This is a genomic window from Streptomyces sp. NPDC087906 (genome assembly GCF_055584925.1).
This window is the reverse complement of sequence record NZ_JBVJLC010000004.1, coordinates 288,921-312,172: the sequence shown is the minus strand read 5'-3', so window position 1 is coordinate 312,172 and position 23,252 is coordinate 288,921. Positions and strand designations below refer to the sequence as shown.

Genomic DNA, 23,252 nt, shown 5'->3' with positions numbered 1-23,252 from the left:
TCTCAGCCCTTTACTCCGGTGAGGGTGACGCCTTCTACGAAGGCCTTTTGCGCGAAGAAGAAGACGATGACGACCGGGGCCATGACCAGCAGGGTCGCGGCCATCGTCAGATTCCAGTTCACGCTGTGCGCGCTTTTGAATGATTCCAGGCCGTAGCTCAGGGTCCACGCGCCGGGGTTCTGGGCCGCGTAGATCTGCGGCCCGAAGTAGTCGTTCCAGCAGTAGAAGAACTGGAACAGGGCGACGGCCGCGATGCCGGGCTTGGCCATCGGCACGACGATCTTCAGCAGTGTGCGGAACTCGCCGCAGCCGTCGACCTTCGCCGACTCGATGTACTCGTTGGGGATGGTCAGCAGGAACTGCCGCAGCAGGAAGATGGAGTACGCGTCGCCGAACGCCATCGGGATGATCAGCGGCCACAGCGAGCCCGACAGGTGGAACTGCTGCGACCAGACCAGGTACATCGGGATGATGATGACCTGGGGCGGCAGCATCATCGTCGAGATGACGAGCACCATGGCCGTCCGGCGGCCGCGGAAGCGGAACTTGGCGAGCGCGTAGGCGACAGGCACGGACGAGCAGACGGTGAAGACCGTGCCGAGCACCGCGTACATCAGCGAGTTGCGCCACCAGGTCAGGAAGCCCGGGGTGTGGAAGACCGTCGAGTAGTTCGACCAGTGCCAGGACGTCGGCCACAGATCGCCGCTCAGCGCCTGCCCGTCGCTCATCACCGAGGTGAGGAAGACGAAGACGAACGGCAGCACGAAGAACAGCGCCATCGCGATCGCCAGGGCGTGCACGGCGATCCAGTTCAGGGCGCGCTTGCGGCGGAAGCGGGCGGTTTCGGGGCCCGAGGGGCGGGTCTGCGCGACGGCCGCCGGCGGGTTCAGGGTCGTGGTGGTCATCTCAGTCCTCCGCCGGGATGAGGCCGACGCTCTTGCGCATCAGCAGAAGGGTGACGGCCATGGCGATGGCGAAGAGCACGAGCGAGAGCACGCAGGCCGCGCCGGTGTTGAAGTTCTGGAAGCCCAGCGAGTAGATGAGCTGCGGGACGGTCAGCGTGGAGTGGTCCGGGTAGCCGGGCTGGATCACCGTGCCGGGCCCGATCGAGACACCGGAGGCGAGCTTCCCCGCGACCAGGGCCTGTGTGTAGTACTGCATCGTCTGGACGACACCGGTGACGACGGCGAACAGCACGATCGGCGTGATGGCCGGCCAGGTGATGTAGCGGAACTTGGCGATCGAGCCGGCGCCGTCCAGGTCGGCGGCCTCGTACTGGTCCTTGGGGACGTCGAGCAGCGAGGCCATGAAGATGACCATCAGGTCGCCGATGCCCCACAGCGACAGCAGGACGAGCGAGGGCTTCGACCAGTTGGGGTCGTTGAACCAGTTCGGACCGTGCAGACCCACCCAGCCGAGGATCTTGTTGACCGGGCCCGTCGACGGGTTGAGCAGGAAGACGAAGGCGACGGTCGCGGCCACCGGAGGTGCCAGATAGGGGATGTAGAAGGCCGTACGGAACAGCCCCACCCCCGTCTTGATCTTCGTGACGAGCATGCCGACGCCGAGGCCGAAGACCACGCGCAGCGCGACCATCACCACGACGAGCCACATCGTGTTCCACAGCGCGGGACCGAACAGCGGCATCTGGTCGAGCACGTACTTCCAGTTCCGCAGGCCCACGAAGGTCGGCGACTTGATCTGGTTGTAGTGCATGAACGAGAAGTAGACGGTCGCGATCAGCGGATATCCGAAGAAGACCGAGAAGCCGATCAGCCAGGGCGAGAGAAAGCCCAGGGTGCGCAGCCGGCTGCGGTTCTGCTTGCGCCGCAGCGGGCTGTTGCCCGGTGACTTCGCCGCGGTGGGCTCGGCTGCCTTCGCCGAGGTGGAGAGTGACATTGCCATGACCCGGCTCCTCAGTTTTCCGACTGGACGTTGTCGGCGTCGATCTGGTCGTCGAGTTTCGTCAGGGCCGAGTGCAGATTCTTCGTCCTGCCCGCCTCGACGGACTGCGAGAAGTCACCGAACGAGTTGATGTACTGGCCGCCGTTGTTGGACGGCGGGATCGCCTCGCTGTGCGGGTTCTGCGCGATCTTGATGAATTCCTGGAACGTCGGGTCCTGGTCCAGCGTCGGCGACTTGAGCGCCGCGAACGTGGACGGCACGTTGTGGATCGCGTTGGCGAAATGCACCACGGAACCGGTGTCGATCGTCAGGTACTTCATCAGTTCCCAGGCGGCGTTCTGATGCTTGCTGCTGTGCGAGATACCGGCGACGGTGCCCGTCAGATAGCCGCGCCCGTAGGTGTCGGCCTGGTCGTCGGGGACCGGGAGCGGTGCGACGCCCCATTTGAACTTCGCCTTGGCGTCCTTGAGCATCAGCCCGCGCCACTCGCCGTCGAGGTGCATGGCGAGCTTGCCGGTCAGGAAGCCGTTCTGGGACGACATCTCCTCACCGAAGGTGGCGCGCAGCTTCTCCATCGCGCCGTAGCCGCCCTGCGCGTCCGAGAGGGACTTCATGGTGTCGAAGAACGCCTTGGTCTTCGGCTCGTCGGCGAGCTGGGCCTTGCCGTCCTTGTCGAAGTACGTCGGGCCCCACTGCGCGAACATCCGGTCGGGGCTGTTCTGGTAGAGCTGGAAGTTCGGCATGAAGCCGGCCCGCTTGAGCGATCCGTCCTTGTTCTTCTCGGTCAGCTTGACCGCGTCGGCCTTCATCTCCGACATGGTGTGCGGCGGCCGGGTGATGCCCGCCGCGTCGAAGGCGTCCTTGTTGTAGTACATGCCGAACGCGTCGGCGAGCAGCGGCATGGCGCACTGCACACCCTGGTACTGGGTGTAGTCCAGCAGGGTCTGCGGGAAGGTCTTGGTCTTGTCGATCCCGGACTTCTTCAGGAACGGGTCGAGATCCGCCCACATGCCCGACGAGCAGTACTGGCCCACGTTGTTGGTGGTGAACGACGTGACCACGTCCGGGGCGTCACCGCCGCCCGCGCGCAGCGCCTGGTTGATCGTCTCGTCGCTGACGTTGCCGGTCGAGACGACCTTGATGTTCGGATGCAGCTTCTCGAAGTTGGCGATGTTCTCGTTGATCGCCTTGACCTCGCTGGGCGCCGACCAGCCGTGCCAGAACTTCAGCGTGACCGGTTTGGTCGGATCGTCGGTGTTGCTGCCGGTGCTCGGATTGGCACATCCCGAGAGCAGCAGGGCCGCGGCCGCACCGAGCGCCACGGGCACGCAAGTGCGTATACGCCATCGCGCCATGTCGGACTTCCTTTGCAGAAGAAGGGAGGACGGAGGAAGAAGGGGGAGGGCGGGGGAAGGGGAGTAATGATGACAAAACGCTTAAGTGGGGTGTAGAGGGCCGATGTTGGGGGTGCGGGTTGTGTCGGTGGTCCGGACGGCCGGTTCAGGTGGTGTCGAACACCGCGTCGCGCGCCTGCGAGAGCGCGATGCGCAGCGCCCCGGTCAGGATCGGATCACCGGTGATGTCGCTGATCCGCAGCAGCGGTCTGGGCAGGGCGAGACCCGTCAGCTCGGCCTCGACCCGCTCGCGCAGCGCCTCGCCGCCCGCCTCGGCCACCGCGCCGGACAGGACGACCAGTTCGGGGTCGACGACGGCCACCACGGCGGCGAGTCCGGTGGCCAGCCGGTGGGCGACCTCCGCGCGTACGGACTCGTCGGCCAGCGCCTCGGCCAGCGGCAGGCCGCCGGCCAGATTCCGTACGGCCGCGCTGGCGACCTGGCTCTGGAAGCCGCCGCCCGCGTCGTCCGCCGCCCACTTCTCGTCGCCGCCGCGGGCCAGCGGAGCGCCCGGCAGCGGCATGTAGCCGATCTCGCCCGCGCCGCCGGTCGCGCCGCGCAGCAGGGTGCCGCCCAGCACGATCGCCGCACCGACACCCCGGTCGACCCAGGCGAGCACGAAGTCGTCGTAGTCCTGCGCCGCGCCCTCGTGCTGCTCGGCTATCGCCGCGAGATTGACGTCGTTCTCGATGACGACCGGGGTGCCGAGCACATCGGCGAGGTCGCTCAGCAGGGTCCGCGACTGCCAGCCCGGCAGATGCGGTGCGTAGCGCAGCTCGCCCGTGTGCGGGTCTATCGCGCCGGGCGTGCCTATGACCACGCAGTGCAGATCGCCGTGGTCCAGGCCCGCCTGGTCCAGTGCGCCGTCGACGGCCTCGGCGACGAGCTGGGCCGTCCGGCCCCGTACGTCGTCGGCGACCGCTTCGGCCTCGACCCGGCTCTCGCCGACGACGGCGCCGGTTATGTCGGAGACGCGGGCGCTGATGCCGGTGTGCCCGACGGCCAGTGCGGCGACATGGGCGGCGTCGGGACGGATCTCGTAGAGCACCGCGTTGGGTCCGGGACGGCCGCTCTGGCTGCCCGTCGTACGGACCAGGCCGGCCGTCTCAAGACGGGTGAGCAACTGGGAGGCGGTCGGTTTGGAGAGGCCGGTCAGCTCACCGATCCTGGTCCGGGTCAGCGGACCGTGCGCGATCAGCAGGTCGAGCGCCGTGCGGTCGTTCATGGCCCGCAGCACGCTCGGCGTACCCGGCGACGGTGTGGCTGTCCCGCTCACGGCGTACCCCTGCCCCTCGGCTTCCCGGCTCTCCCGACCACATTGTTAGGAAAGTTTCCTATTCCGGTTCCGAGGAAAGTAGGCCGCGTGTAAGCGACGCGTCAATACCCGACGAGCTGCGTCTTCGCCGAGGCAACCAAAGCGTTACCTCCGGGGCGGTTTCGTACGCGGCGGGGGATGACCGCCGAAACGGTGCCGTTACGGGGCGGACGCCGGGTTGGCGAGCGAGGACGGCGGCGCGGTGCCGGCCGCCCGGTCCGGTGCCTCCGCCTCCTGCGGCGCCGGCTCGGCGCCGAGCATCCGGATCTCCGCGGCGTCCAGGGCGCGCTTCACCCGCCAGCGCAGCTCGCGCTCGACGCCGAGCGCCTGGCCCGGCATCGTCTTCGCGGCGAGCCGGATCGTCATCGACTCCATCAGCACGGAATCCAGGCCGAGCACCTGCACAGGGCCCCACAGCCGCTCGTTCCACGGGTCGTCCTTGGCCATCTGCTCGGCGACCGACGTGACGACCGTACGCACCTGCTCCAGGTCCTCCGTCGGGCGCACGACGACATCGACGCCGGCCGTGGCCCAGCCCTGGCTCAGGTTGCCGATGCGCTTCACCTCGCCGTTGCGCACGTACCAGATCTCGCCGCTGTCGCCGCGCAGCTTCGTCACACGCAGCCCGACCTCGATCACCTCGCCGGAGGCGACGCCCGCGTCGATGGTGTCCCCGACGCCGTACTGGTCCTCCAGGATCATGAAGACACCGGACAGGAAGTCCGTGACGAGATTGCGCGCCCCGAAGCCGAGCGCCACGCCCGCGACCCCCGCGGAGGCCAGCAGCGGGGCCAGGTTGATGTTCAGCGCGCCCAGCGCCATCAACGCGGCCGTGCCGAGGATCAGGAAGGACGCCACCGAACGGAGTACCGAGCCGATGGCCTCCGAGCGCTGTCTGCGCCGCTCGGCGTTGACCAGCAGCCCGCCGAGCGCCGTGCCCTCCACCGCCTGCACACTGCGGTTCATCCGGGCTATCAGCCGGGTCAGCGCCCGCCGGATCAGATGGCGCAGCACCAGCGCTATCACCAGGATCAGCAGGATCCGCAGGAGGATGCTCAGCCAGGTGGACCAGTTCTCACCCACCCAGCTCGCCGCGTCGGTCGCCCGTTCCGTCGCCTCGCCGATCGTGACAGGGCGCGACGAGGGGGCAGGGGCCGGCGGGGCGGACCAGAACACGAGCAGAACCTCCAGGTTTGCCGGACAGGCCAACCAGACTAACGGCGCCCTGCGGCCCTCTCCCCGCTCACAGGGGTGGAGAGACGGGGCTCACGCGGCCCCGCGCACCGGATGCGGGAGTGTGCGCGGCGTGCTGTGGTCGAAAACACTCCGAGCCCGTTACCTGGTCGTGGTGGCGTTTCGACCAGGCATGAGGAGAGACTGAGAGCAGATCGTCCCGGCGCGAGCCACGCGCCGCCGGCGTAATAGGAGGCATCCGTGCCGCATGTCCTGGTCCTCAACGCGTCGTACGAGCCGCTCGGCGTCGTACCGCTCCGCCGCGCGCTCGTCCTCGTCCTGGAGAACAAGGCCGTCTCCCTGGAAGAGTCCGGCGCCTTCATGCACAGCGCTTCCCGTGTCATGCCAGCACCCAGCGTCGTACGGCTCAAGCGCTTCGTGCGGGTCCCCTACCGGGGTCCCGTGCCGCTCACCCGCCGTGCGCTCTTCGCCCGAGACGGCGGTCGCTGCATGTACTGCGGTGGCGTCGCAACCAGCGTCGACCACGTCATTCCGCGCAGTCGCGGCGGACAGCACGTGTGGGACAACGTGGTGGCAGCCTGCCGCCGCTGCAACCACGTCAAGGCCGACCGGCATCTGCGGGAGCTGGGGTGGAGACTCCACCAACAGCCGGCCCCGCCGTCCGGGCTCGCCTGGCGGATCATCGGGACCGGACACAGGGACCCGCGCTGGATGCCGTACCTGCAACCGTACGGCGCGCAGGACGCGATGGCCCGGATCGACGGCGTTTCAGCCTGAGGATCCGGGCCTTTGTCGTGCTCGGCACAAAACCCCACGTCAGCGGGGGTGCCGGGCACGACTTTCGCGCGCCTTCGCCGTCCGGCGGGGTTCGGGGTGACCGGTCTGGGTTGCGGTGGTCGCCGTGGGCCGTTCCGGGGTGGCGTCCTGCGCTGCGGTGTCGCCGTCCGGCGCGGTCGGGGTTGGCGGTTGTGGTTGCGGTGGTTGCCGGGGGCCGTTCCGGGGTCGCGTCCTGCGCTGCACGATTTACGGCGCGTGCGCCTCTGACACGTGGTGCACCCGGACATGCGCCGCAAATCACGCTTTACGCTCCGGACACCACCCCTGCACGGCCCCCTTCAGCCCGCACCACGGATCGGCTACGCACGACCACCGGGCGCAGGAGGTCGGGGCGCAGGAGGGGGTGTCGCCGTCCGGGCGTACGTCACTCCGCCACCGCGTACGCCTCGACCGAGAACAGCGAGTAGCCGTACTGCGTGGCGCGTGCGTCGCCCTGCACCCGGATGAAGCGGGTGTCCTTCGCGTCCATGCCGACCGCCTCCCGGCCGCCCTTGCCCTGGGTGACGGTCGCCGCCGTACGCCAGGTGCGCCCGTCGGCCGACACCTGGATGCGGTAGCGGGACGCGTAGGCGTCCTGCCAGTGCAGGACGACCTGGCCGACCCGGGCGGGCGCCGCCAGCTCCACCTGCCACCAGGCGCCGTCCTCGACGGACGACGACCAGCGGGTGGCCGGGTCGCCGTCGATCGCCTGCCACGCCGGGAAATCGGGGGTCTCGTCACCGGACGACAGGGCCGTCGCCCCCAGGGCGCGGGTCAGGTCGGGGCCGCCGGTGCGCGGCGAGGCCCGGACCGTCAGCGTCCGCTGCTCGCCGTGGAAGGTCAGCGGCACCTCGTACGTACCGGCCGGTGTGCCGGGGTCGACCGCGACCTCCACCGGAACGGTCGTGCCGAGGCCGCGCGGCACCGTCGTCTCCTTGGGCACTTTCACCCGAATGCCGGAAGGCGCCTTCGCCGTCAGCGCGCCCCGCACCGCACCCGGGCTCTCGGCGGCCAGCCGCGCCTCGACCTTCTGCGGACCGCCGCCGATCTCCGCGTCCGTCTCGCCGCGCGCCAGATCCAGACTCGCCTTCGGCCCGTCACCGAACCAGGGCACCACCCTGCGCACCTCGGGGGCCGCGGGCCCGGGACCCGACACGCCGTTGCCGGGGCCCGCGCCCTGCCAGGAGATCCGCACCGCGTCGGCCCGTACGCCCTTGGCGTCCGTCTGCGTCCAGCCGGTCGCCGAGAGCGGGCCCAGCCTGCGCCACCCCTCGCCCGGCACATGCGCCTCGACGCTCGCGCCCGCACCCGTCCCCGGCTCGGTCATGGTGTTCACCGTGGTGAGCGGGCGGACCGTGCCGATGTCGACCGTGTACGCCTGCGCCGATCTGCTGACGTCCTTGCCGTCGGGCCTGCCCGCGCCCGTCCAGGCCGACGACTCCTTGACCGCGCGGTCGAGGAACGGGTCCAGCACACCCGTGCCGACCTTCACCCGGCTCGCCTTGACCGCCTTGCGCAGCGGATCGAGCGCCAGCGACGCCTGCCAGGCGGACGAGCCGTCGCCGCGCACCTCGTCCTGGAGCATGTCGACGGCGAGTTCGCCGGCCCTGCCGTAGCGCGACAGTTGCGCTATCCACGGCCGGGTCTCGGCGTCGAGCTGTCCATCGGCGGTCGCGGCGAGCCGCTGCGGAGCCTCCCGCATCACCGTGAAGGCGGCCCGCAGCCGCGCCGCAGCCGAGTCCCGCACCTTCGGGTCGGTCCCCGACGACCTGCGCGTGCGCCAGAAGTCGGCCAGCAGCGGCTTGAGATAGCCGGATTCCGTCGAACTCAGCATGGACGACGAGTCGTTGCCCGCGAGCGCCGTCAGTGCCTCACGCGCCTCGACATCCTTGCCCGCCAGGTCGTTTATCGCCGCGCGCCACGAGGCGTCGGCCTGGTAGTCCCGCGGGTTCCAGGCGTAGTCGGCAGCGGTGAACAGCGGGATACGGGAAATCGCGGGCTGCTGCATGGCGTTGGTGAGCAGCGCCGCCGAACCGCCGGCGACCGCCGGCTCCCTGCCGGTGTACGGGCCGAGGAAGAGCCGCCCCTGCTCGTAGTCGTTGACCGGGTAGTTGTCCATCGTGACCACCGGATGCCCGAACGCGGCACGCGCACCCGCCAGTTCACGCCCGGTGATCGTGCGGGGCACCACCCCTACGCCCGTCCAGGCGACCTGCACCCCGCCGTCCAGTGCCTTGGCGAGCGCCGTGCGGTAGGCGGTCGCGCCGTCCTGGTAGTACTCGGTCGGCATCAACCCGAGCGGTTCGGCGCCGGGATGGCGCTGCGCCAGATGGGCTGCCACGGCGTTGGCCACGCGCGCGTGCGCCCTGGCCGCCGCCGCCGGGCCCGAGCCGAAGGTGTCCGCGTCGTCGTCGCAGTGCCATTCGCTGTAACTGGCGTCCTGGAACTGCAACTGGAAGGCGCGCACCCCGAGCGCCCACATCGAGTCGATCTTCCGGTTGAGCGCCTTGACGTCCTTGTCCGACGCCAGGCACATCGACTGCGCGGGGGCGACGGCCCAGCCGAGCGTCACGTGGTTGGCGCGGGCCCGCTCGGCGAGCGCGCGGAAGTCGGCGCGCTGCTCCGCCGGGTACGGGTCGCGCCACTGCGTCTGCCGGTACGGGTCGTCGCCGGGCGCGTACAGATAGCGGTTCTGCTTGGTGCGGCCCATGAAGTCGAGCTGCGCCAGCCGCTGCCGCTGGTCCCAGGGCGTCCCGTAGAACCCCTCCGCCGTGCCGCGCACCGCCGTGCCCGGCCAGTCGCGTACGGCGACGCCCGGCACGACAGGGCCTCCGGGCCGCTCGGCCACGAGCTGGCGCAGTGTCTGCGCCGCGTGGAACAGCCCGTCGTCACCGACCCCGTCCAGCGCGATCGTGTCGCGTCCCGCGACAGCGCCGACGGCGATCCGGTAGCCGCCGGACGGGAGATCGGCGCTCTCGGGCGCGCGCAGGGCGCGCAGCGCGCTCCGTGCTTCCGAACCGCCCATCAGGACGACAGCGCCCGGCACGGAGGCGGCGGCGTCCGCCGAAGGCAGGGTCCGTACGATCCGCACGCCCGCCTGGTTCAGCAGGTGCTTCACCGCTTCGACGGCGTACGGATCGGCGTCCGCCGCCGCCACGACAGCGACCTCGTCACCGAGCGGCACTGCCTGGCCCGCCGCCCGGATCGTCTGCGGCTTGGGCCACACCGCCGGCACGCCCGGCGCGGCGTCCCGGTCGGGGGTGCTGGCGGCCGGCGAACCCGGGTCGTGCGGGGCCGCCGACGCCTCGGGCGCCGCGCCGAGCAGACCACCGATCACCGCGATAGCGACGGCCGTCGCCGTCCGCTTCCTGCGCCCGAACTGCACGTCTGATCCCCTCGCGCTCCGTCGTCCCGCTCCGTGGTCACACGCCTGCGTTCTGCCAGATCCTGTTTCGACAGACCCGAGCGGCCCTGAGCCCACCACCCCCGCGTGAAGGTGTCAATGTGCGTGGCCGCTGTGTCGTAATTGCCCGGTGTGCAGGCCAGGGTGTTCACTTGGGGCCAACTGCCCGGTTCGGGCAGTCCGTTTGGCCGGACGGTCCAAGTGACCGGTCGGCGCGCCTCGTTCGGGTGACACGTGTTGACGCCCGGGGGAACGGATCGTGAGCCGGAACACGTTCACCCGCCGTACACGTCTGCCGCTCCGCCCGCTGGGTAGGGCTGCTGTGTCCCTTACGCCGACCATGGGAGGCGCCGTCATGGCCGCATCCGCACTTGTGCCGCCCGGCTGTTCCAAACAGCCCCTCTCCGCGGAGGGCGACCAGGTCGTGGCGGGTCCGCAGCAGGCCGTCCCGGGCCCGCTGACCAGCGAACCCCCGCTCGCCGACGCCGCGCCGCTCACCAGCGAGCCGCCGCTCGCCGACACCGCCCCCCTCACCAGTGAGCCGACCGCGCCGGGAACGGCCGGCGGCACGGAGTCCCCAGGAGTCTGAATGGGCCTGGCCCGGCTCGCCCACCTGCACGGCGTCGCCACCTCCTACTCGCCGTCCCCGGACGTCGACGTACCGGTGGCCGACGAAGCGGTCGTCGCCGTGCTCGCCGCCCTCGGCGTCGACGCGTCCACGCCCGCGGCCGTCGACGAAGCCCTGACGCGCGCGGAGAGCGCGGCGGCGCGCCTGCTGCTGCCCCCGACGCTGGTGCTGTGGGGCGCCGCCGGTGCGCACCCGGAGCCGCCCGCCGCCGTGCGCGCGCTGCCCGCCGGTACGACCCTGGTGCTCACCCTGGAGCACGATCCGGCGGTCGCGCCCGGTGACCCGCTGGAGCTGCCCGCGGGCGGCGCCTGGCCGTCCCTCCCGCTCGGGGTGCACCGGCTGACGGCCGTCGCCCCCGACGGCCGCACCGCCGACGCGGCGCTCGTGGCCGCCCCGGAGACCGTGCCGCAGCCGCCCGGCCGTACCCACGGCTTCCTGGTGCAGCTCTACTCCCTGCTGTCCAGCCGCTCCTGGGGCATGGGCGACCTCGGCGACCTCGCGGAGCTGGCCGGCTGGTCCGGGCGGGCGCTGGGCGCCGGATTCGTCCAGATCAACCCCCTGCACGCGGCCGTGCCCGGCGAGCGGACCGACCCCTCCCCGTACCGCCCCTCCTCCCGGCGTTTCCCCGACCCGGTCCATCTGCGGATCGAGGCCGTGCCCGAGTACGCCTACGTCGAAGGCGCCGACCGCGAGCGGCTCGACGCGCTGCTGGTGAAGGCCGCCGAGCTGCGCTCCGCCGTCCTGGACAAGGGCGCGCTGATCGACCGCGACGCCGTGTGGCTGCTCAAGCGCGAGGCCCTGGAGATCCTGGCCGCCGTCCCGCTCGGCCCCGGCCGCACCGCCGACTACCACGCCTTCCTGGCGTCCCAGGGCCGGGCCCTGGAGGACCACGCCACCTGGTACGCCCTCGCCGAGACGTACGGCCCGCAGTGGCACGACTGGCCCGCCGGGCTGCGCGACCCCCGCTCCGCCGAGACCGAGGCCGCCCGCCGCGAGCTGCTGCCCCGGGTCGACTTCCACTCCCGGCTCGCCTGGCTGACCGACCAGCAGCTCGCCGCCGCGGGCCGTGCGGCGGCGGACGCCGGCATGCCCGTCGGCATCGTCCACGACCTGGCGGTCGGCGTGCACCCCGACGGCGCCGACGCCTGGGCCCAGCAGGACGCCTTCGCCGCCGGGATGTCCGTCGGCGCCCCGCCGGACGCCTTCAACGCGCTCGGCCAGGACTGGGGGCTGCCGCCCTGGCGCCCCGACGTGCTCGCCGCCTCCGGCTACGCCCCGTACCGGGGCCTGCTGCAAGGGCTCCTGCGCAACGCGGGCGCGCTGCGGATCGACCATGTGATGGGCCTGTTCCGGCTCTGGTGGGTCCCGGCGGGACAGGAACCCACCCGGGGAACGTATGTCCGGTACGACGCGGAGGCGATGCTCGCCGTCCTCGCCCTGGAGGCGCACCGCGCGGGCGCCGTCGTCATCGGCGAAGACCTCGGCACGGTCGAACCCGGCGTACGCGAGGCGCTGGAGCAGCGCGGGGTGCTCGGCACGTCCGTGCTCTGGTTCGAGCGGGACTGGACCGGTATGGGACAGCCGCTGGCCCCGGAGACCTGGCGCGCCGGGTGCGTGGCCACGGCGACCACCCACGACCTGCCGTCCACGGCCGCCCGGCTCACCGGCGAGCACGTGGAACTGCGCCACCGCCTCGGCCTGCTCACCAGGCCGCTCGCCCAGGAACAGGCCGAGGAACACGCCGAGGTGGCCGAATGGCTCGGCTACCTCACCGGACTCGGTCTGCTCACCGACGGCAGCGACGACGAGGAGGAGCAGATCCACGCGGTCTACCGCTTCCTGCTGCGCACCCCGGCCCGCATGGTCGGCGTCTGGCTGCCGGACACGGTGGGCGACCGCCGCCCGCAGAACCTGCCGGGCACCTGGGACCAGTACCCCAACTGGCGCCTGCCCGTCGCCGACGCGGACGGCCGCCCGGTCACCCTGGAGGAGCTGGTCGCCTCGCCCCGGCTGCGCGCCCTGATGGACGTCCTGAGCCCCCGTACGGCACCCCCGCGCGCGCGGCGGCAGTAGGCGTTCGCTACGTTTGCACCGTGGACAAGAAGAACGCTCTGCGCGCCGGCGCCGTCGCGGCCGGTACGACGCTGATGATGCTGCTCATGTCGTCCCCGGCGCTGGCCCTGACCCGGGACGACGGCGACGACCCGGGATCCGGCCTGAGCGTGATCGAGACGCTCGGCCTGTACGTCTTCACGCCGCTGGTGCTGTTCGGCATCATCGCCGGCCTGGTGACGGTCCTCGACAAGTCCCGCAAGCAGCCGAAGCAGAGCCAGAGCTGACGCTCGAAGCTGGTGGGCGCCGCCCGGCACGCGATGTGCCGGGCGGCGCTTTTGTGCGCACCGAGGTAGAAAGACCGTTCTCCCCGCTATGCTGGGCGGTATGACACAGACGGCATCCGGCACAGGCAGGAAGGTCTCCGAGGCGCGGGAGCGGCTGCTGGGGACCGCCGCGCGGCTCTTCTACGCGGAGGGCATCCACACGGTGGGTGTCGACCGGCTGGTCGCCGAGGCGAAGGTCACCAACGCGACCTTCTACCGGCACTTCCGCAGCAAGGAAGAGCTGGCCGTCGCGTACATCGGAAGCGTCGACCAGGCGATCCGCACCCAGCTCGACGCCCTGACGGCCGCGGACGTGCCGACCGACGACATCCTGCGCGGCATCGGCGCCTCCCTGGTCGAGCAGATCCGCTCACCCGGCTACCGGGGCTGCGCGTTCCTCAACGCGGCGGCGGAATTCCCCGACCCCGACCACCCGGTCCACCGCGCCATCGTGTCGCACCGCGCGTGGTTCCTGCAGACGATCACCGGACTGTTCGCCGAGATCACGACCGACCAGGCGGACCACGCCGGCCGGCACTTCGTCATGCTCCGCGACGGCGCGATGAGCGCGGGCTACCTGGGCGACCCGGTCCTGGCCGGTGAGACCTTGCAGCGCGGCATCGAGGGCCTGCTCCGGATCCACACGGCCCGCGGCCCTGGCGGAAGCACCGCCCCCACGCCGGGCGCACCGGCACCGATCGCAGGCATCGAATGCGCGCCGCCCGAGGAGTAACGGACGCGACATGGTCCGCGCCGAGGGCGGGCTTCCCGGCCCGTGACCGCGCGAACTTGCGCCGCGCGCGCCCGGCGCACCCCGCCGGGGTTCCCGGCCGCGCCCGCCCGAGGCGCAACGGGCGCTATGCGGTCCGCGCCGAGGGCGGCGCCCCGCCCCCTGACCGCGCGAGCTTGCGTCGCGTGTCCCGGCGCGTCGCGGCCGGGGGCCCGGGGGCCTGCCCCCGGTTTCGGGAAGGGGCGGGTAGGGGACGAGCCCCGCAGGGTGAACCCCGCCACCCCAACCCCTAGTGCCAGTTCCAGTCGATCAGCGTCGTCAGCGTGGACGAGTGGAAGTCCGGGAAGTCCATCGGCACCACCCCCAGATGCGTACGCTCCGACACCCGCCCCGCCAGATAGCTCTGCACGCCCGGCATGATCGCGTCCGCGTTGGACTTCGGCCACCCCCCACCCGCGTAGCTGGTGAAGTTGATGTACATCCGCGCCGAATCCTGGTCCCCGGCCGCGTTGTCGAACTGCTGCGTCACCTTCCCCGTCTTCTGGGACGGCGACGAAAGACCCTGGTAGATGTCCTGGAGCGAGAACCACTCGTTCGACAGGAAATCGTTGTCACCGCCCGGCCACTCCAGCACCGGCAGGTCGTTGTCGAACTGGGCGATCAGGACGATCCGCCCGCGCGCCTCGCCCAGGGCCGGCACCCGGTCGGTGATGAGGAACCAGGGGCGCCAGCCCTTGGCGTCCAGGTAGACGTTCAGGACGTCCTTGAAGCGCGCGCCGACGTCGTTGTTGGTGCCGTTCTCCTTCTTCAGCCGCATCACGATCGTCTCGGCCGGATGCTGCTGCAGGAAGTCGCGGCACTGCGCGAGCACCCCGTCGAAGGTGATGCCCTGGTAGTACGAGGCGTGGTAGATCCCGAACGAGTCGTCGAGATGGTCCTGGAGGCCGTTGGCCCGGATGTCCAGGAAGCGCACGCCGCGCTGGAGTTGCTCGGCGATGCCCCAGTTCTGGGTGTGCGACCACTCGGTGCCGTTGGCGGGGTTCGTACAGGCCGAGTCGTGGGTGCCGGGGATGGTCATCCGCAGCAGCGACAGCGCGTCGGGCAGCCCGCCCATCCAGTCGGCGGGCACGGCGCTGCCAGTGGCGGCGGCGATGCGCGGGGCGGTCGCGGCGCGCGCGGTCGCAATGCCGCCGCCGGTCGCGAGGGCGGTGGTGGTGAGGGCGGCTGCGGAGCGTATGAGGGAGCGACGGCTCAGTGTCATGCGCGGTTCCTGCCCCACCGGAGAGCGTTCTCAACATCCGCTGTACGAACCCGACTTCGGCGACCTGCACACCACGCCAGGGGGTGACCCGCCAGGGGGCGGCACGCGCGAGGGGCGCGGCCTGCCAGGGACCGGCACGCGCGAGGGCGCGGCCCGCCAGGGACCGGCACGCGCCAGAGCGCGACCCGCAAGGGACCGCCACGCGCCTGGGACCAGCACGCGCCAGGGCGCGGCCCGCCAAGGACCAGCACGCGCGAGGGGGCGACCCGCTAGAGACCGGCACCCGCAACGGAACCGGCACACGCGCCGGGGGCGCGACCCGCCAGGGACCGCCACGCGTGAGGGGCGCGGCCCGCCAGGGACCGGCACGCGCGAGGGGCGCGGCCTGCCAGGGACCGGCACGCGCCAGGGACCGGCACGCGCCAGGGGGCGGCCCCGCAGGGCCGCCCCCCAGCCGACCGGCTTACGCCCGCGCGTCCGCCGCCTGCGCCCGCAGCGCGCGCTCCACTCCCGCGCGCGACTCCGACATCAGCCTGCGCAGCGCCGCGTTCGGGCCCGCCGAAGCCAGCCACGCGTCCGTCGCCTCCAGCGTCGCCGCCTCGACCTGGATCCCCGGGTAGAGACCGGTCGCGACCTGCTGCGCCATCTCGTGCGAGCGGGAGCCCCACACGTCGGCCACCGCCGCGAAGTACTTCGCCGTGTACGGCGCCAGCAGCTCGCGCTGGTCGGCCTGGACGAAGCCGTCGATCACGGCCTCCTGCACCGCGTTCGGCAGCTTGTCGCTCTCCACCGCCGCCGCCCACGCCTCGGCCTTCGCCTCGGCCGTCGGCCGCGCCGAGCGCGCCGCCGCCGCGTGGCGCTCGCCCGCGGCCGTCTTGTCGCGCTCGTACTCGGCGGCGATCTCCTCCTCGTCGTGCAGCCCGACCGCGGCGAGCCGCTCGACGAACGCCCAGCGCAGCTCCGTGTCGACCGCAAGGCCCTCGATCGTCTCCGTACCGTCCAGCAGGCCCTGCAGCACGTCCAGTTGCTGCGGGGTGCGGGCCGTCGCGGCGAAGGCGCGGGCCCAGGCGAGCTGGTGGTCACTGGCCGGCTCCGCACCGCGCAGATGCGCCAGCGTGGCCTCCGTCCACTGCGTCAGACCCGTCTCGCGCCAGGTGGGCGCCGCGTACATGTCCAGGGCCAGCTTCACCTGGCGGTGCAGGGACTGCACCACACCGATGTCCGACTCCTTCGTGATGCCGGACAGCACCAGCGCCAGGTAGTCGCGCGTGGCCAGTTCGCCGTCGCGCGTCATGTCCCAGGCCGAGGCCCATGACAGCGCGCGCGGCAGCGACTCGGCGAAGTCGCCGAGGTGCGCGGTGACGACGCGCAGCGACTCCTCGTCCAGCCGGACCTTCGCGTACGACAGGTCGTCGTCGTTGAGCAGGATCACCGCGGGGCGCGGCGTGTTCTGCGGGTACGGCACCTCCGTACGCTCGCCCTCCACGTCCAGCTCGATCCTGTTGGTGCGCACGAGCGCGCCCGAACCGTCGAGGTCGTAGCAGCCGATCGCGATCCGGTGCGGCCGCAGCACGGGCGAACCCTGCGCGCCCGCCGGGAGCGCGGGCGCCTCCTGCCGTACGGCGAACGACGTCACGTTCCCCGCCGCGTCCAGCTCGACCTCCGGGCGCAGGATGTTGATGCCGGCCGTCTCCAGCCACGCCTTCGACCAGGTCTTCAGATCCCGCCCCGACGTCTCCTCCAGCGCGCCCAGCAGGTCGGACAGGCGCGTGTTCCCGAACGCGTGCGCCTTGAAGTACGCCTGCACGCCGCGGAAGAACTCGTCCTTGCCCACATACGCGACGAGCTGCTTCAGTACCGACGCGCCCTTCGCGTACGTGATCCCGTCGAAGTTGACGAGCACGTCGTCCAGGTCGCGGATCTCCGCCATGATCGGGTGCGTCGAGGGCAACTGGTCCTGCCGGTAGGCCCAGGTCTTCATGGTGTTGGCGAATGTCGTCCAGGACTTCGGCCAGCGCGAGCCCGGCGCGTCCGACAGGCAGGCGATCGACGTGTACGTGGCGAACGACTCGTTCAGCCAGAGGTCGTTCCACCACTCCATCGTGACGAGGTCGCCGAACCACATGTGCGCCAGCTCGTGCAGGATCGTCTCGGCGCGCGCCTCGTACGCCGCGTCCGTCACCTTCGAGCGGAAGACGTACTGGTCGCGGATGGTCACCGCGCCCGCGTTCTCCATCGCGCCCGCGTTGAACTCCGGTACGAAGAGCTGGTCGTACTTGGCGAAGGGGTACGCGTAGTCGAACTTCTCCTGGAACCAGTCGAAGCCCAGCCGGGTGACCTCGAAGATCGCGTCGGCGTCGAGGTATTCGGCCAGCGAGGGACGGCAGTAGACACCGAGCGGCACCGACTGCCCGTCGCGCTCGTACGTGCTGTGCACCGCGTGGTACGGGCCGACGATCAGCGCGGTGATGTACGACGAGACGCGCGGCGTCGGCTCGAAGCGCCAGACGTTCTCCGCCGGCTCGGGCGTGGGCGAGTTGGACACCACGGTCCAGCCCTGCGGCGCCGTCACCGTGAACTGGAAGGTGGCCTTGAGGTCCGGCTGCTCGAACGAGGCGAACACCCGCCGCGCGTCCGGCACCTCGAACTGCGTGTACAGATAGGCCTGCTCGTCGACCGGGTCGACGAACCTGTGCAGCCCCTCACCGGTGTTGGTGTAGGCGCAGTCCGCGACGACGGTCAGCTCGTTGTCGCCTTCCCGCAGTCCCGCCAGGGCGATCCGGGAGTCCTTGAAGACGCCTTCCGCGTCCAGCGGCGTGCCGTTCAGGACGACCTCGCGTACCGAGGGGGCCACCAGATCGATGAAGGTCTCCGCCCCGGCCTCCGCACTCCGGAAGCGCACCGTGGTCGCGGACCGGTAGGTGCCGCCCTCCTGCGCGCCGCTGAGATCGAGGTCGATCTCGTACGAGTCAACGGTGAGGAGGCGCGCACGCTCCTGCGCCTCTTCGCGGGTCAGATTTGTGCCAGGCACCCGGGTCATCTCCTCGGTTCGTGACGTTTCCGCCCATCCTTCCACGCGCCGGCGCCGGCCACGGAACAGCACAGCGAGGTCCGAAAACCGCCGGTCACGGCCGTACCGCCGGGCCAGGCTCGTACCGTGACCACTTACCACGCACGGCCGGTCGGACCGGCCGTCCTCAAGGAACTCCGCGACCGCGACGACGCGGGCGACCCGCTGACCCCGTTCACCGACGACGAGGGCGGCGCACCGCTGCGCTGCTGCCTGCGGCGCAGCCGCGCGGGCGAACGCCTCGCGCTCGTCAGCTACGCCCCGCTGCGCCGCTGGGCGGCCGAGACCTCGGCCGCCCCGGGCGCGTACGACGAGCAGGGGCCCGTCTTCATCCACGCCGAGGAGTGCCCCGGCCCGGCGGACGGCGGCGGCTATCCGCTCGGCAGGAGCGGCGCGCTGCGCACCGTACGGCGCTACGGGTACGACGGGCACATCCTCGGCGGCAGCCTGCTGGAGATCCCCGAGTCCGTCGACCCGGCGTTCGACGAGAAGTTCACCGAGGCCTTCGCCGACCCGGCCGTGGCGCTCGTCCACGTACGGGCCGTCGAGTACGGCTGCTTCCTCTACGAGGTGCGCAGGGACTGACCGGGCCGGGACCGGCCCGGGGGAGCGGGGCCGGGCGGCTCAGCCGCGCAGCTCGGCCGCGACCAGCTCCGCGATCTGCACCGCGTTCAGCGCGGCGCCCTTGCGGAGGTTGTCGTTCGAGACGAACAGCGCGAGACCGTTGACCACCGTCTCGTCGTCGCGGATCCGGCCCACGAACGACGCGTCCTTGCCCGCCGCCTGGAGCGGGGTCGGGATGTCGGACAGCTCGACGCCGGGGGCGTCCTTCAGCAGCTCGTACGCGCGCGCCACGCTGACCGGCCGCTCGAAGCGGGCGTTGATCTGGAGGGAGTGCCCGGTGAACACCGGCACCCGCACACAGGTCCCGGAGACCTTCAGCTCCGGGATCTCCAGGATCTTGCGGGACTCGTTGCGGAGCTTCTGCTCCTCGTCCGTCTCGAACGACCCGTCGTCCACGATCGATCCGGCGAGCGGCAGCACGTTGAAGGCGATGGGGCGCTGGTAGACGCCCGGCTCGGGGAAGTCGACGGCGCCGCCGTCGTGGGTGAGCTTGTCGGCCTCGGCGACGACCTTCTGCGCCTGGCCGTGCAGCTCGGCGACGCCGGCCAGACCCGACCCCGAGACCGCCTGGTACGTCGTGGCGACCAGGGCCACCAGACCGGCCTCGTCGTGCAGCGGGCGCAGCACGGGCATCGCCGCCATCGTCGTGCAGTTCGGGTTGGCGATGATGCCCTTGGGGCGCTCCTTGACCGCGTGCGGGTTGACCTCGGAGACCACCAGCGGGACCTGCGGGTCGCGGCGCCAGGCGGACGAGTTGTCGATCACGACGGCGCCCTGGCCGGCGACCTTCTCCGCGAGCGCCTTCGACGTCGAGCCGCCGGCCGAGAAGATCACGATGTCGAGGCCGGTGTAGTCGGCGGTCGACGCGTCCTCGACGGTGACGGGCGCGCCCTGCCAGTCGAGGGCGGAGCCCGCCGACCGGGCGGAGGCGAAGAGCCGCAGCTCGGTGACCGGGAAGCTCCGTTCGGCCAGGATCCTGCGCAGGACAGTGCCGACCTGACCGGTGGCTCCGACGATTCCGACCTTCACGGGGACTCCTCCATAGGGACACGTGCGCGAACCAGCGGCCTGGCTGCCGCTCCATGATGAGTCTGACCAGGCCCGTCCTGTCCACTCCATTGTCCACATGCCGGAGGGCGGGCGCCCGGTAGGACGCCCGCCCCCCTGCTGACAGGTGTCGCAGGTGTTACGGAGTGACGCTCTCGATGACGACGCTGCCGGTGCCCGCGACCGTGCCGCGTGCGTTCAGCAGTCGGACATCACCGAAGAACTGCCGGCCCTCGGGGGCCGCGCTGTTCACCACGACATCGGCCGAGACCTGGGCCGAGGCACCGCTGGCGAGCTTCACCGACTGCGCTTCGTCCACCTGGATCGAGCCGAGCGACGCCGAGTAGTACACGTCGCGGTAGTCGAAGGCGGTCGTCCCCGCGGGTACGGAGTAGCCGTCCACCAGGATCGTGTACGTACCGGCTGCGGGCTCGGCCAGACTGACGGCCTCCTCCGAGTCGCCGTCCGCCGACTGGCCGACCGTCACGCCGTCCTTGAGGACCGTCAGGTCCAGGTCGGCGCCCGTGTCGGCGGGGTTGCCGATCGCGACGTCGAGCCGCTCGACACCCGCGCCGATGGTGACGGTCGTCACCTGCTGCTCGCCCTGCGCGATCGTCGGGCGGTCCACCTTCGCGGAGCCGAGCGAGCCGCCGGACAGCTTGCCGTCGATCGGCGCGAACCCGTTGGTGACCTTCCACTCCACCGGGGTCGGGGTGCCGATCTTGGCCTCGGGAAGCGTGGTCACGGCCGGCTCGAAGGTGGCGCCGAGCACGGTCGCGTCCAGCTTGTACTTGTTGTCGAGCAGCGGCGACGTACGGCGCGCCTCGACCTCGATCTCCCAGACGCCCGGCAGCGGATCCGTGTACGAGCGCAGATCCGGACGGCAGACGTTGGCCGGGTTCACATAGTTCGGGTAGCACATGGTCGTCGTGGTGTCGTCGACCGGAACGCCGTACGGGTGGATCGCGATGAACCGGGTCTGGCTGCCCGCGGCGAGCCCGCCCAGCGCCACCTCAAGGGACTTCGCGCCCTCGGGGACGGTGACGAAGTACGACTTGGGGGAGTTGCGCTGCACCGAGCCGGACGCCGAGAACGCGAAGCTGGGCTTCGCCAGGGCCTTGGAGACGACGACGGTGGCGAGGATCTGCTTGTCGATCCCCTCCGTGCGCTTGTCGTCGGCCTGCAGGATGGCGCTGTGCACGCCGGCCGAGCCGGGCCTGGCCTGCACGGTCACGGTCACCGGCTGGTTCAGCGGCAGCCGCACCTTGCCGCTGCTGAGCAGCCGGAAGGTGCCGTCGTTGTACTTCCAGGTGAGCTGGTGCTCCACCGCGCCCTTGGGGCCCGTGGTGCGGGTGATGGTGACGTCGTACGTCTTGGCCTTGCCGGCCTGCAGACCGCCCTCGCGGTCGTAGATGCCGGGGCCGAAGCCCGGGTCCACGAGCGCGAAGTCGAGCGCGCTGTCGACCGGTGCCTTGACCTTGTACTCGTGGGCGTCGACGCCGCGCTGCACGTACTTCCACGCGCCGACGACGTCGATCAGGCCCGCACCCTGCTCATGGGCCTGCACGCCGTCGATCTTCTTGGCGCTGCTGGTCAGCGCGGTGCGCAGGCGCGCCGGGGTGAGGGCGATGTGCTTCTGCTTCGCTGCGGAGAGCAGCAGCGCACTGGCGCCCGCCGCCTGCGGGGAGGCCATCGAGGTGCCCTGGAGCATCGAGTAGCCGGGCGGGAGCTGGTACCCGGCCTCGGCGACCGGGGAGCCCGGCAGCCAGGTCTGGGTGCTGTTGATCGCGGCGCCCGGTGCGCTGATGGTCGGCGTGAGGCCGCCGTCCTCGCGGGGACCGCGTGCGGAGAACGGCATCATGGCGTTCTTCTTGGTCACGCCGGAGCCGTAGTCGGCCGCCCAGGTGTCCTTGGAGATCGTCGCGCCGACGGAGATGACCTTGTCGGCCACGGCCGGGTCGCTGATGGTGTTGGTGCCGGGGCCGTCGTTGCCCGCCGAGATGACGAGCTGGACACCGTAGGTGTCGATCAGCCGGGTGTAGAGCAGGGCGCGCGCGTTGTTGGCGTCGTTCAGCGGGGGCAGCCCGCCGATCGACATGTTGACGATGTCCACACCGCGGTTGGCGACGAGGTCGAACATGCCCTCGGTCAGCGCGATGTTGGTGCAGCCGCCGCCCCAGGAGCAGGCGCGGGAGGAGACGAGCTGGGCGCCGGGCGCCGCGCCGTTCATCTTGCCGCCGAACAGGCCGTTGGCCGCGGTGATGCCGCCGACGTGCGTGGCGTGCTCGGACTGGATGACACCGATGTTGACGTAGTCGGACGTGGTGCCCGCCGCGTCGATGACGACGTCCTTGCGGATCTCGACGACGAACGGCACGCGCTCGACGACCGCGGTCCTCGGGTCGTCCTTGCCGAAGTAGCCGATCTGGAACTTGTCCTTGTACGGCTTCATCGCGGTGTCGTCGGTGAAGTCGGCGTTGTTGTTCAGGTCGACGCGCACGGTGCCCTTGGCCGGGTCGTAGAGCACGCCCCAGGTGTCGGTCGTGTCGCCGTCCCTGTTGAGGTCGCCGGCCTCGTCGCCGCCGAGGGTGGCGGCCTCGGAGAAGGTGCTGTAGTCGAACGAGCCCGCGGGGGCCTTCCAGGTGCGGCCCGCGGCCGTGAACACCGGTCCGCTGACAGCGGTGTTCATCCGGCGCCAGGTGGCGTCGCCGTCGGAGACCGGGTCGGTGGCGGTGATCCAGTCGACGATCTTGCGGGCGCCGGTGCTGGTCTTCTGCAGTGCGGGGTGAGCCAGGTCGATGCCGGAGTCGAGGATGCCGATGGTGATGCCCCGGCCGTCCGCCTTGGGATGCTGCTTGACGAAGTCGACGGCGCCGGTCTCGAAGGAGGGGTTGTACGGGTTCTTCGCCGGGGTGTGCTTGTCCGGGCCCGGGTAGGTCTTGGTGGCCGAGTTCTTGCCCTTGGCCGCCTTCGCGCCGCCCGCTGCCGTGCCGGCCGGCGACGGGTCGTCCAGCTTGATCTCCTGCTTGAGATCGATGCCCTGGACGGAGGAGAGTTTCGAAGCGGCCTTGATCGCGGCCTTCGCCCTGCTGGTCGGCAGTGTGGCGCGTACGTATCCGAGCTTGTCGTACGTCTTGCCGACCGAAGCGCCCTGCACGGCGTCGAGTTGACCGGAGACCTGCTCGGTCGCCCCGGGCGTCGTCGCGACCATCAGCGTGATGTTCTTCTCGCCCGTGGCCTCGGCCTTGGCGAGTACGTCGGCGTCGACGGCCCCGAGCTTGTCGGAGGGGGACACCGGCGGCTTGACACTCGCGCGGGCGGCCGGGTCGTCGGCGCCCGTCGCGGAGAACGCGGGCACAGCACCGGAGGCGATCAGCGCTGCCGCCAGTCCGGCGGCAGCCGCGACCCGGGACACGCGTCTCGGCCCGGATATGGATCTCTCGGATTCGGAGGTCATCAGCATCCCTGTGTTGTGTAAAGGAACAGT

At 71.1% G+C, this 23,252-nt stretch carries 16 protein-coding genes; 6 read left to right on the top strand and 10 right to left on the bottom strand.

Going from position 1 to position 23,252, the window contains the following annotated elements; genetic code table 11:
• Positions 1 to 2 precede the first annotated feature (2 nt).
• From ACZ63I_RS15055 to ACZ63I_RS15035, 5 genes are all read right to left on the bottom strand, one after another.
• The gene (locus tag ACZ63I_RS15055) at positions 3 to 905 is read right to left on the bottom strand and encodes a carbohydrate ABC transporter permease (protein ID WP_469338804.1); all 903 of its coding nucleotides are present in this window, start codon (positions 903 to 905) and stop codon (positions 3 to 5) included.
• Position 906: 1 nt separating this feature from the next.
• Positions 907 to 1,899 carry a carbohydrate ABC transporter permease gene (locus ACZ63I_RS15050; RefSeq protein ID WP_469339237.1) on the bottom strand — a complete coding sequence of 331 codons (993 nt, stop codon included), beginning with the start codon at positions 1,897 to 1,899 and terminating at the stop codon, positions 907 to 909.
• Positions 1,900 to 1,916: 17 nt separating this feature from the next.
• Positions 1,917 to 3,260 (bottom strand): ABC transporter substrate-binding protein, encoded by a 1,344-nt coding sequence (locus ACZ63I_RS15045; RefSeq protein WP_469338803.1) that lies wholly within the window; start codon positions 3,258 to 3,260, stop codon positions 1,917 to 1,919.
• Between the two features lie 145 nt (positions 3,261 to 3,405).
• Entirely contained in the window at positions 3,406 to 4,524 is a 1,119-nt protein-coding gene (locus tag ACZ63I_RS15040; protein WP_469339236.1) for an ROK family transcriptional regulator, read from the bottom strand.
• 249 nt (positions 4,525 to 4,773) lie between these two features.
• A complete protein-coding gene (locus ACZ63I_RS15035) occupies positions 4,774 to 5,790 on the bottom strand; it encodes a mechanosensitive ion channel family protein (RefSeq protein ID WP_469338801.1) in 1,017 nt (338 codons plus the stop codon).
• Between the two features lie 258 nt (positions 5,791 to 6,048).
• Between ACZ63I_RS15035 and ACZ63I_RS15030 the strand changes: the two genes are divergently transcribed.
• Complete coding sequence (locus ACZ63I_RS15030; protein ID WP_041989686.1) at positions 6,049 to 6,585, top strand: HNH endonuclease; 537 nt, start codon at positions 6,049 to 6,051, stop codon at positions 6,583 to 6,585.
• Between the two features lie 424 nt (positions 6,586 to 7,009).
• Here ACZ63I_RS15030 and ACZ63I_RS15025 read toward each other — a convergent pair whose 3' ends face one another.
• On the bottom strand, positions 7,010 to 10,009 hold the full coding sequence (locus tag ACZ63I_RS15025; protein ID WP_469338798.1) for a beta-N-acetylglucosaminidase domain-containing protein: 3,000 nt from the start codon (positions 10,007 to 10,009) through the stop codon (positions 7,010 to 7,012).
• Between the two features lie 358 nt (positions 10,010 to 10,367).
• Between ACZ63I_RS15025 and ACZ63I_RS15020 the strand changes: the two genes are divergently transcribed.
• The 4 genes from ACZ63I_RS15020 (at position 10,368) to ACZ63I_RS15005 (ending at position 13,766) form a co-directional block, all read left to right on the top strand.
• Complete coding sequence (locus ACZ63I_RS15020) at positions 10,368 to 10,616, top strand: hypothetical protein (RefSeq protein WP_469338797.1); 249 nt, start codon at positions 10,368 to 10,370, stop codon at positions 10,614 to 10,616.
• Positions 10,617 to 12,728: a 4-alpha-glucanotransferase gene (gene malQ, locus ACZ63I_RS15015; RefSeq protein WP_469338796.1), complete on the top strand. Its 2,112-nt coding sequence runs from the start codon at positions 10,617 to 10,619 to the stop codon at positions 12,726 to 12,728.
• 20 nt (positions 12,729 to 12,748) lie between these two features.
• Positions 12,749 to 12,994 carry a hypothetical protein gene (locus tag ACZ63I_RS15010; protein WP_469338794.1) on the top strand — a complete coding sequence of 82 codons (246 nt, stop codon included), beginning with the start codon at positions 12,749 to 12,751 and terminating at the stop codon, positions 12,992 to 12,994.
• Between the two features lie 100 nt (positions 12,995 to 13,094).
• Complete coding sequence (locus ACZ63I_RS15005; RefSeq protein ID WP_469338792.1) at positions 13,095 to 13,766, top strand: TetR/AcrR family transcriptional regulator; 672 nt, start codon at positions 13,095 to 13,097, stop codon at positions 13,764 to 13,766.
• Between the two features lie 286 nt (positions 13,767 to 14,052).
• Here ACZ63I_RS15005 and ACZ63I_RS15000 read toward each other — a convergent pair whose 3' ends face one another.
• Together ACZ63I_RS15000 and pepN are read right to left on the bottom strand one after the other, a co-directional pair.
• A complete protein-coding gene (locus tag ACZ63I_RS15000) occupies positions 14,053 to 15,024 on the bottom strand; it encodes a phosphatidylinositol-specific phospholipase C (RefSeq protein ID WP_469338791.1) in 972 nt (323 codons plus the stop codon).
• 463 nt (positions 15,025 to 15,487) lie between these two features.
• The gene (gene pepN / locus ACZ63I_RS14995; protein ID WP_469338789.1) at positions 15,488 to 18,055 is read right to left on the bottom strand and encodes an aminopeptidase N; all 2,568 of its coding nucleotides are present in this window, start codon (positions 18,053 to 18,055) and stop codon (positions 15,488 to 15,490) included.
• Positions 18,056 to 18,181: 126 nt separating this feature from the next.
• On the opposite strand from pepN, the gene ACZ63I_RS14990 reads away from it, so the two are divergent.
• Positions 18,182 to 18,679 (top strand): DUF1203 domain-containing protein, encoded by a 498-nt coding sequence (locus tag ACZ63I_RS14990; protein WP_469338787.1) that lies wholly within the window; start codon positions 18,182 to 18,184, stop codon positions 18,677 to 18,679.
• Positions 18,680 to 18,718: 39 nt separating this feature from the next.
• On the opposite strand, the gene ACZ63I_RS14985 is transcribed toward ACZ63I_RS14990, so the two are convergent.
• Together ACZ63I_RS14985 and ACZ63I_RS14980 are read right to left on the bottom strand one after the other, a co-directional pair.
• The gene (locus ACZ63I_RS14985; RefSeq protein ID WP_469338786.1) at positions 18,719 to 19,747 is read right to left on the bottom strand and encodes an aspartate-semialdehyde dehydrogenase; all 1,029 of its coding nucleotides are present in this window, start codon (positions 19,745 to 19,747) and stop codon (positions 18,719 to 18,721) included.
• Positions 19,748 to 19,904: 157 nt separating this feature from the next.
• A complete protein-coding gene (locus ACZ63I_RS14980) occupies positions 19,905 to 23,228 on the bottom strand; it encodes a S8 family serine peptidase (RefSeq protein WP_469338784.1) in 3,324 nt (1,107 codons plus the stop codon).
• Positions 23,229 to 23,252 lie beyond the last annotated feature (24 nt).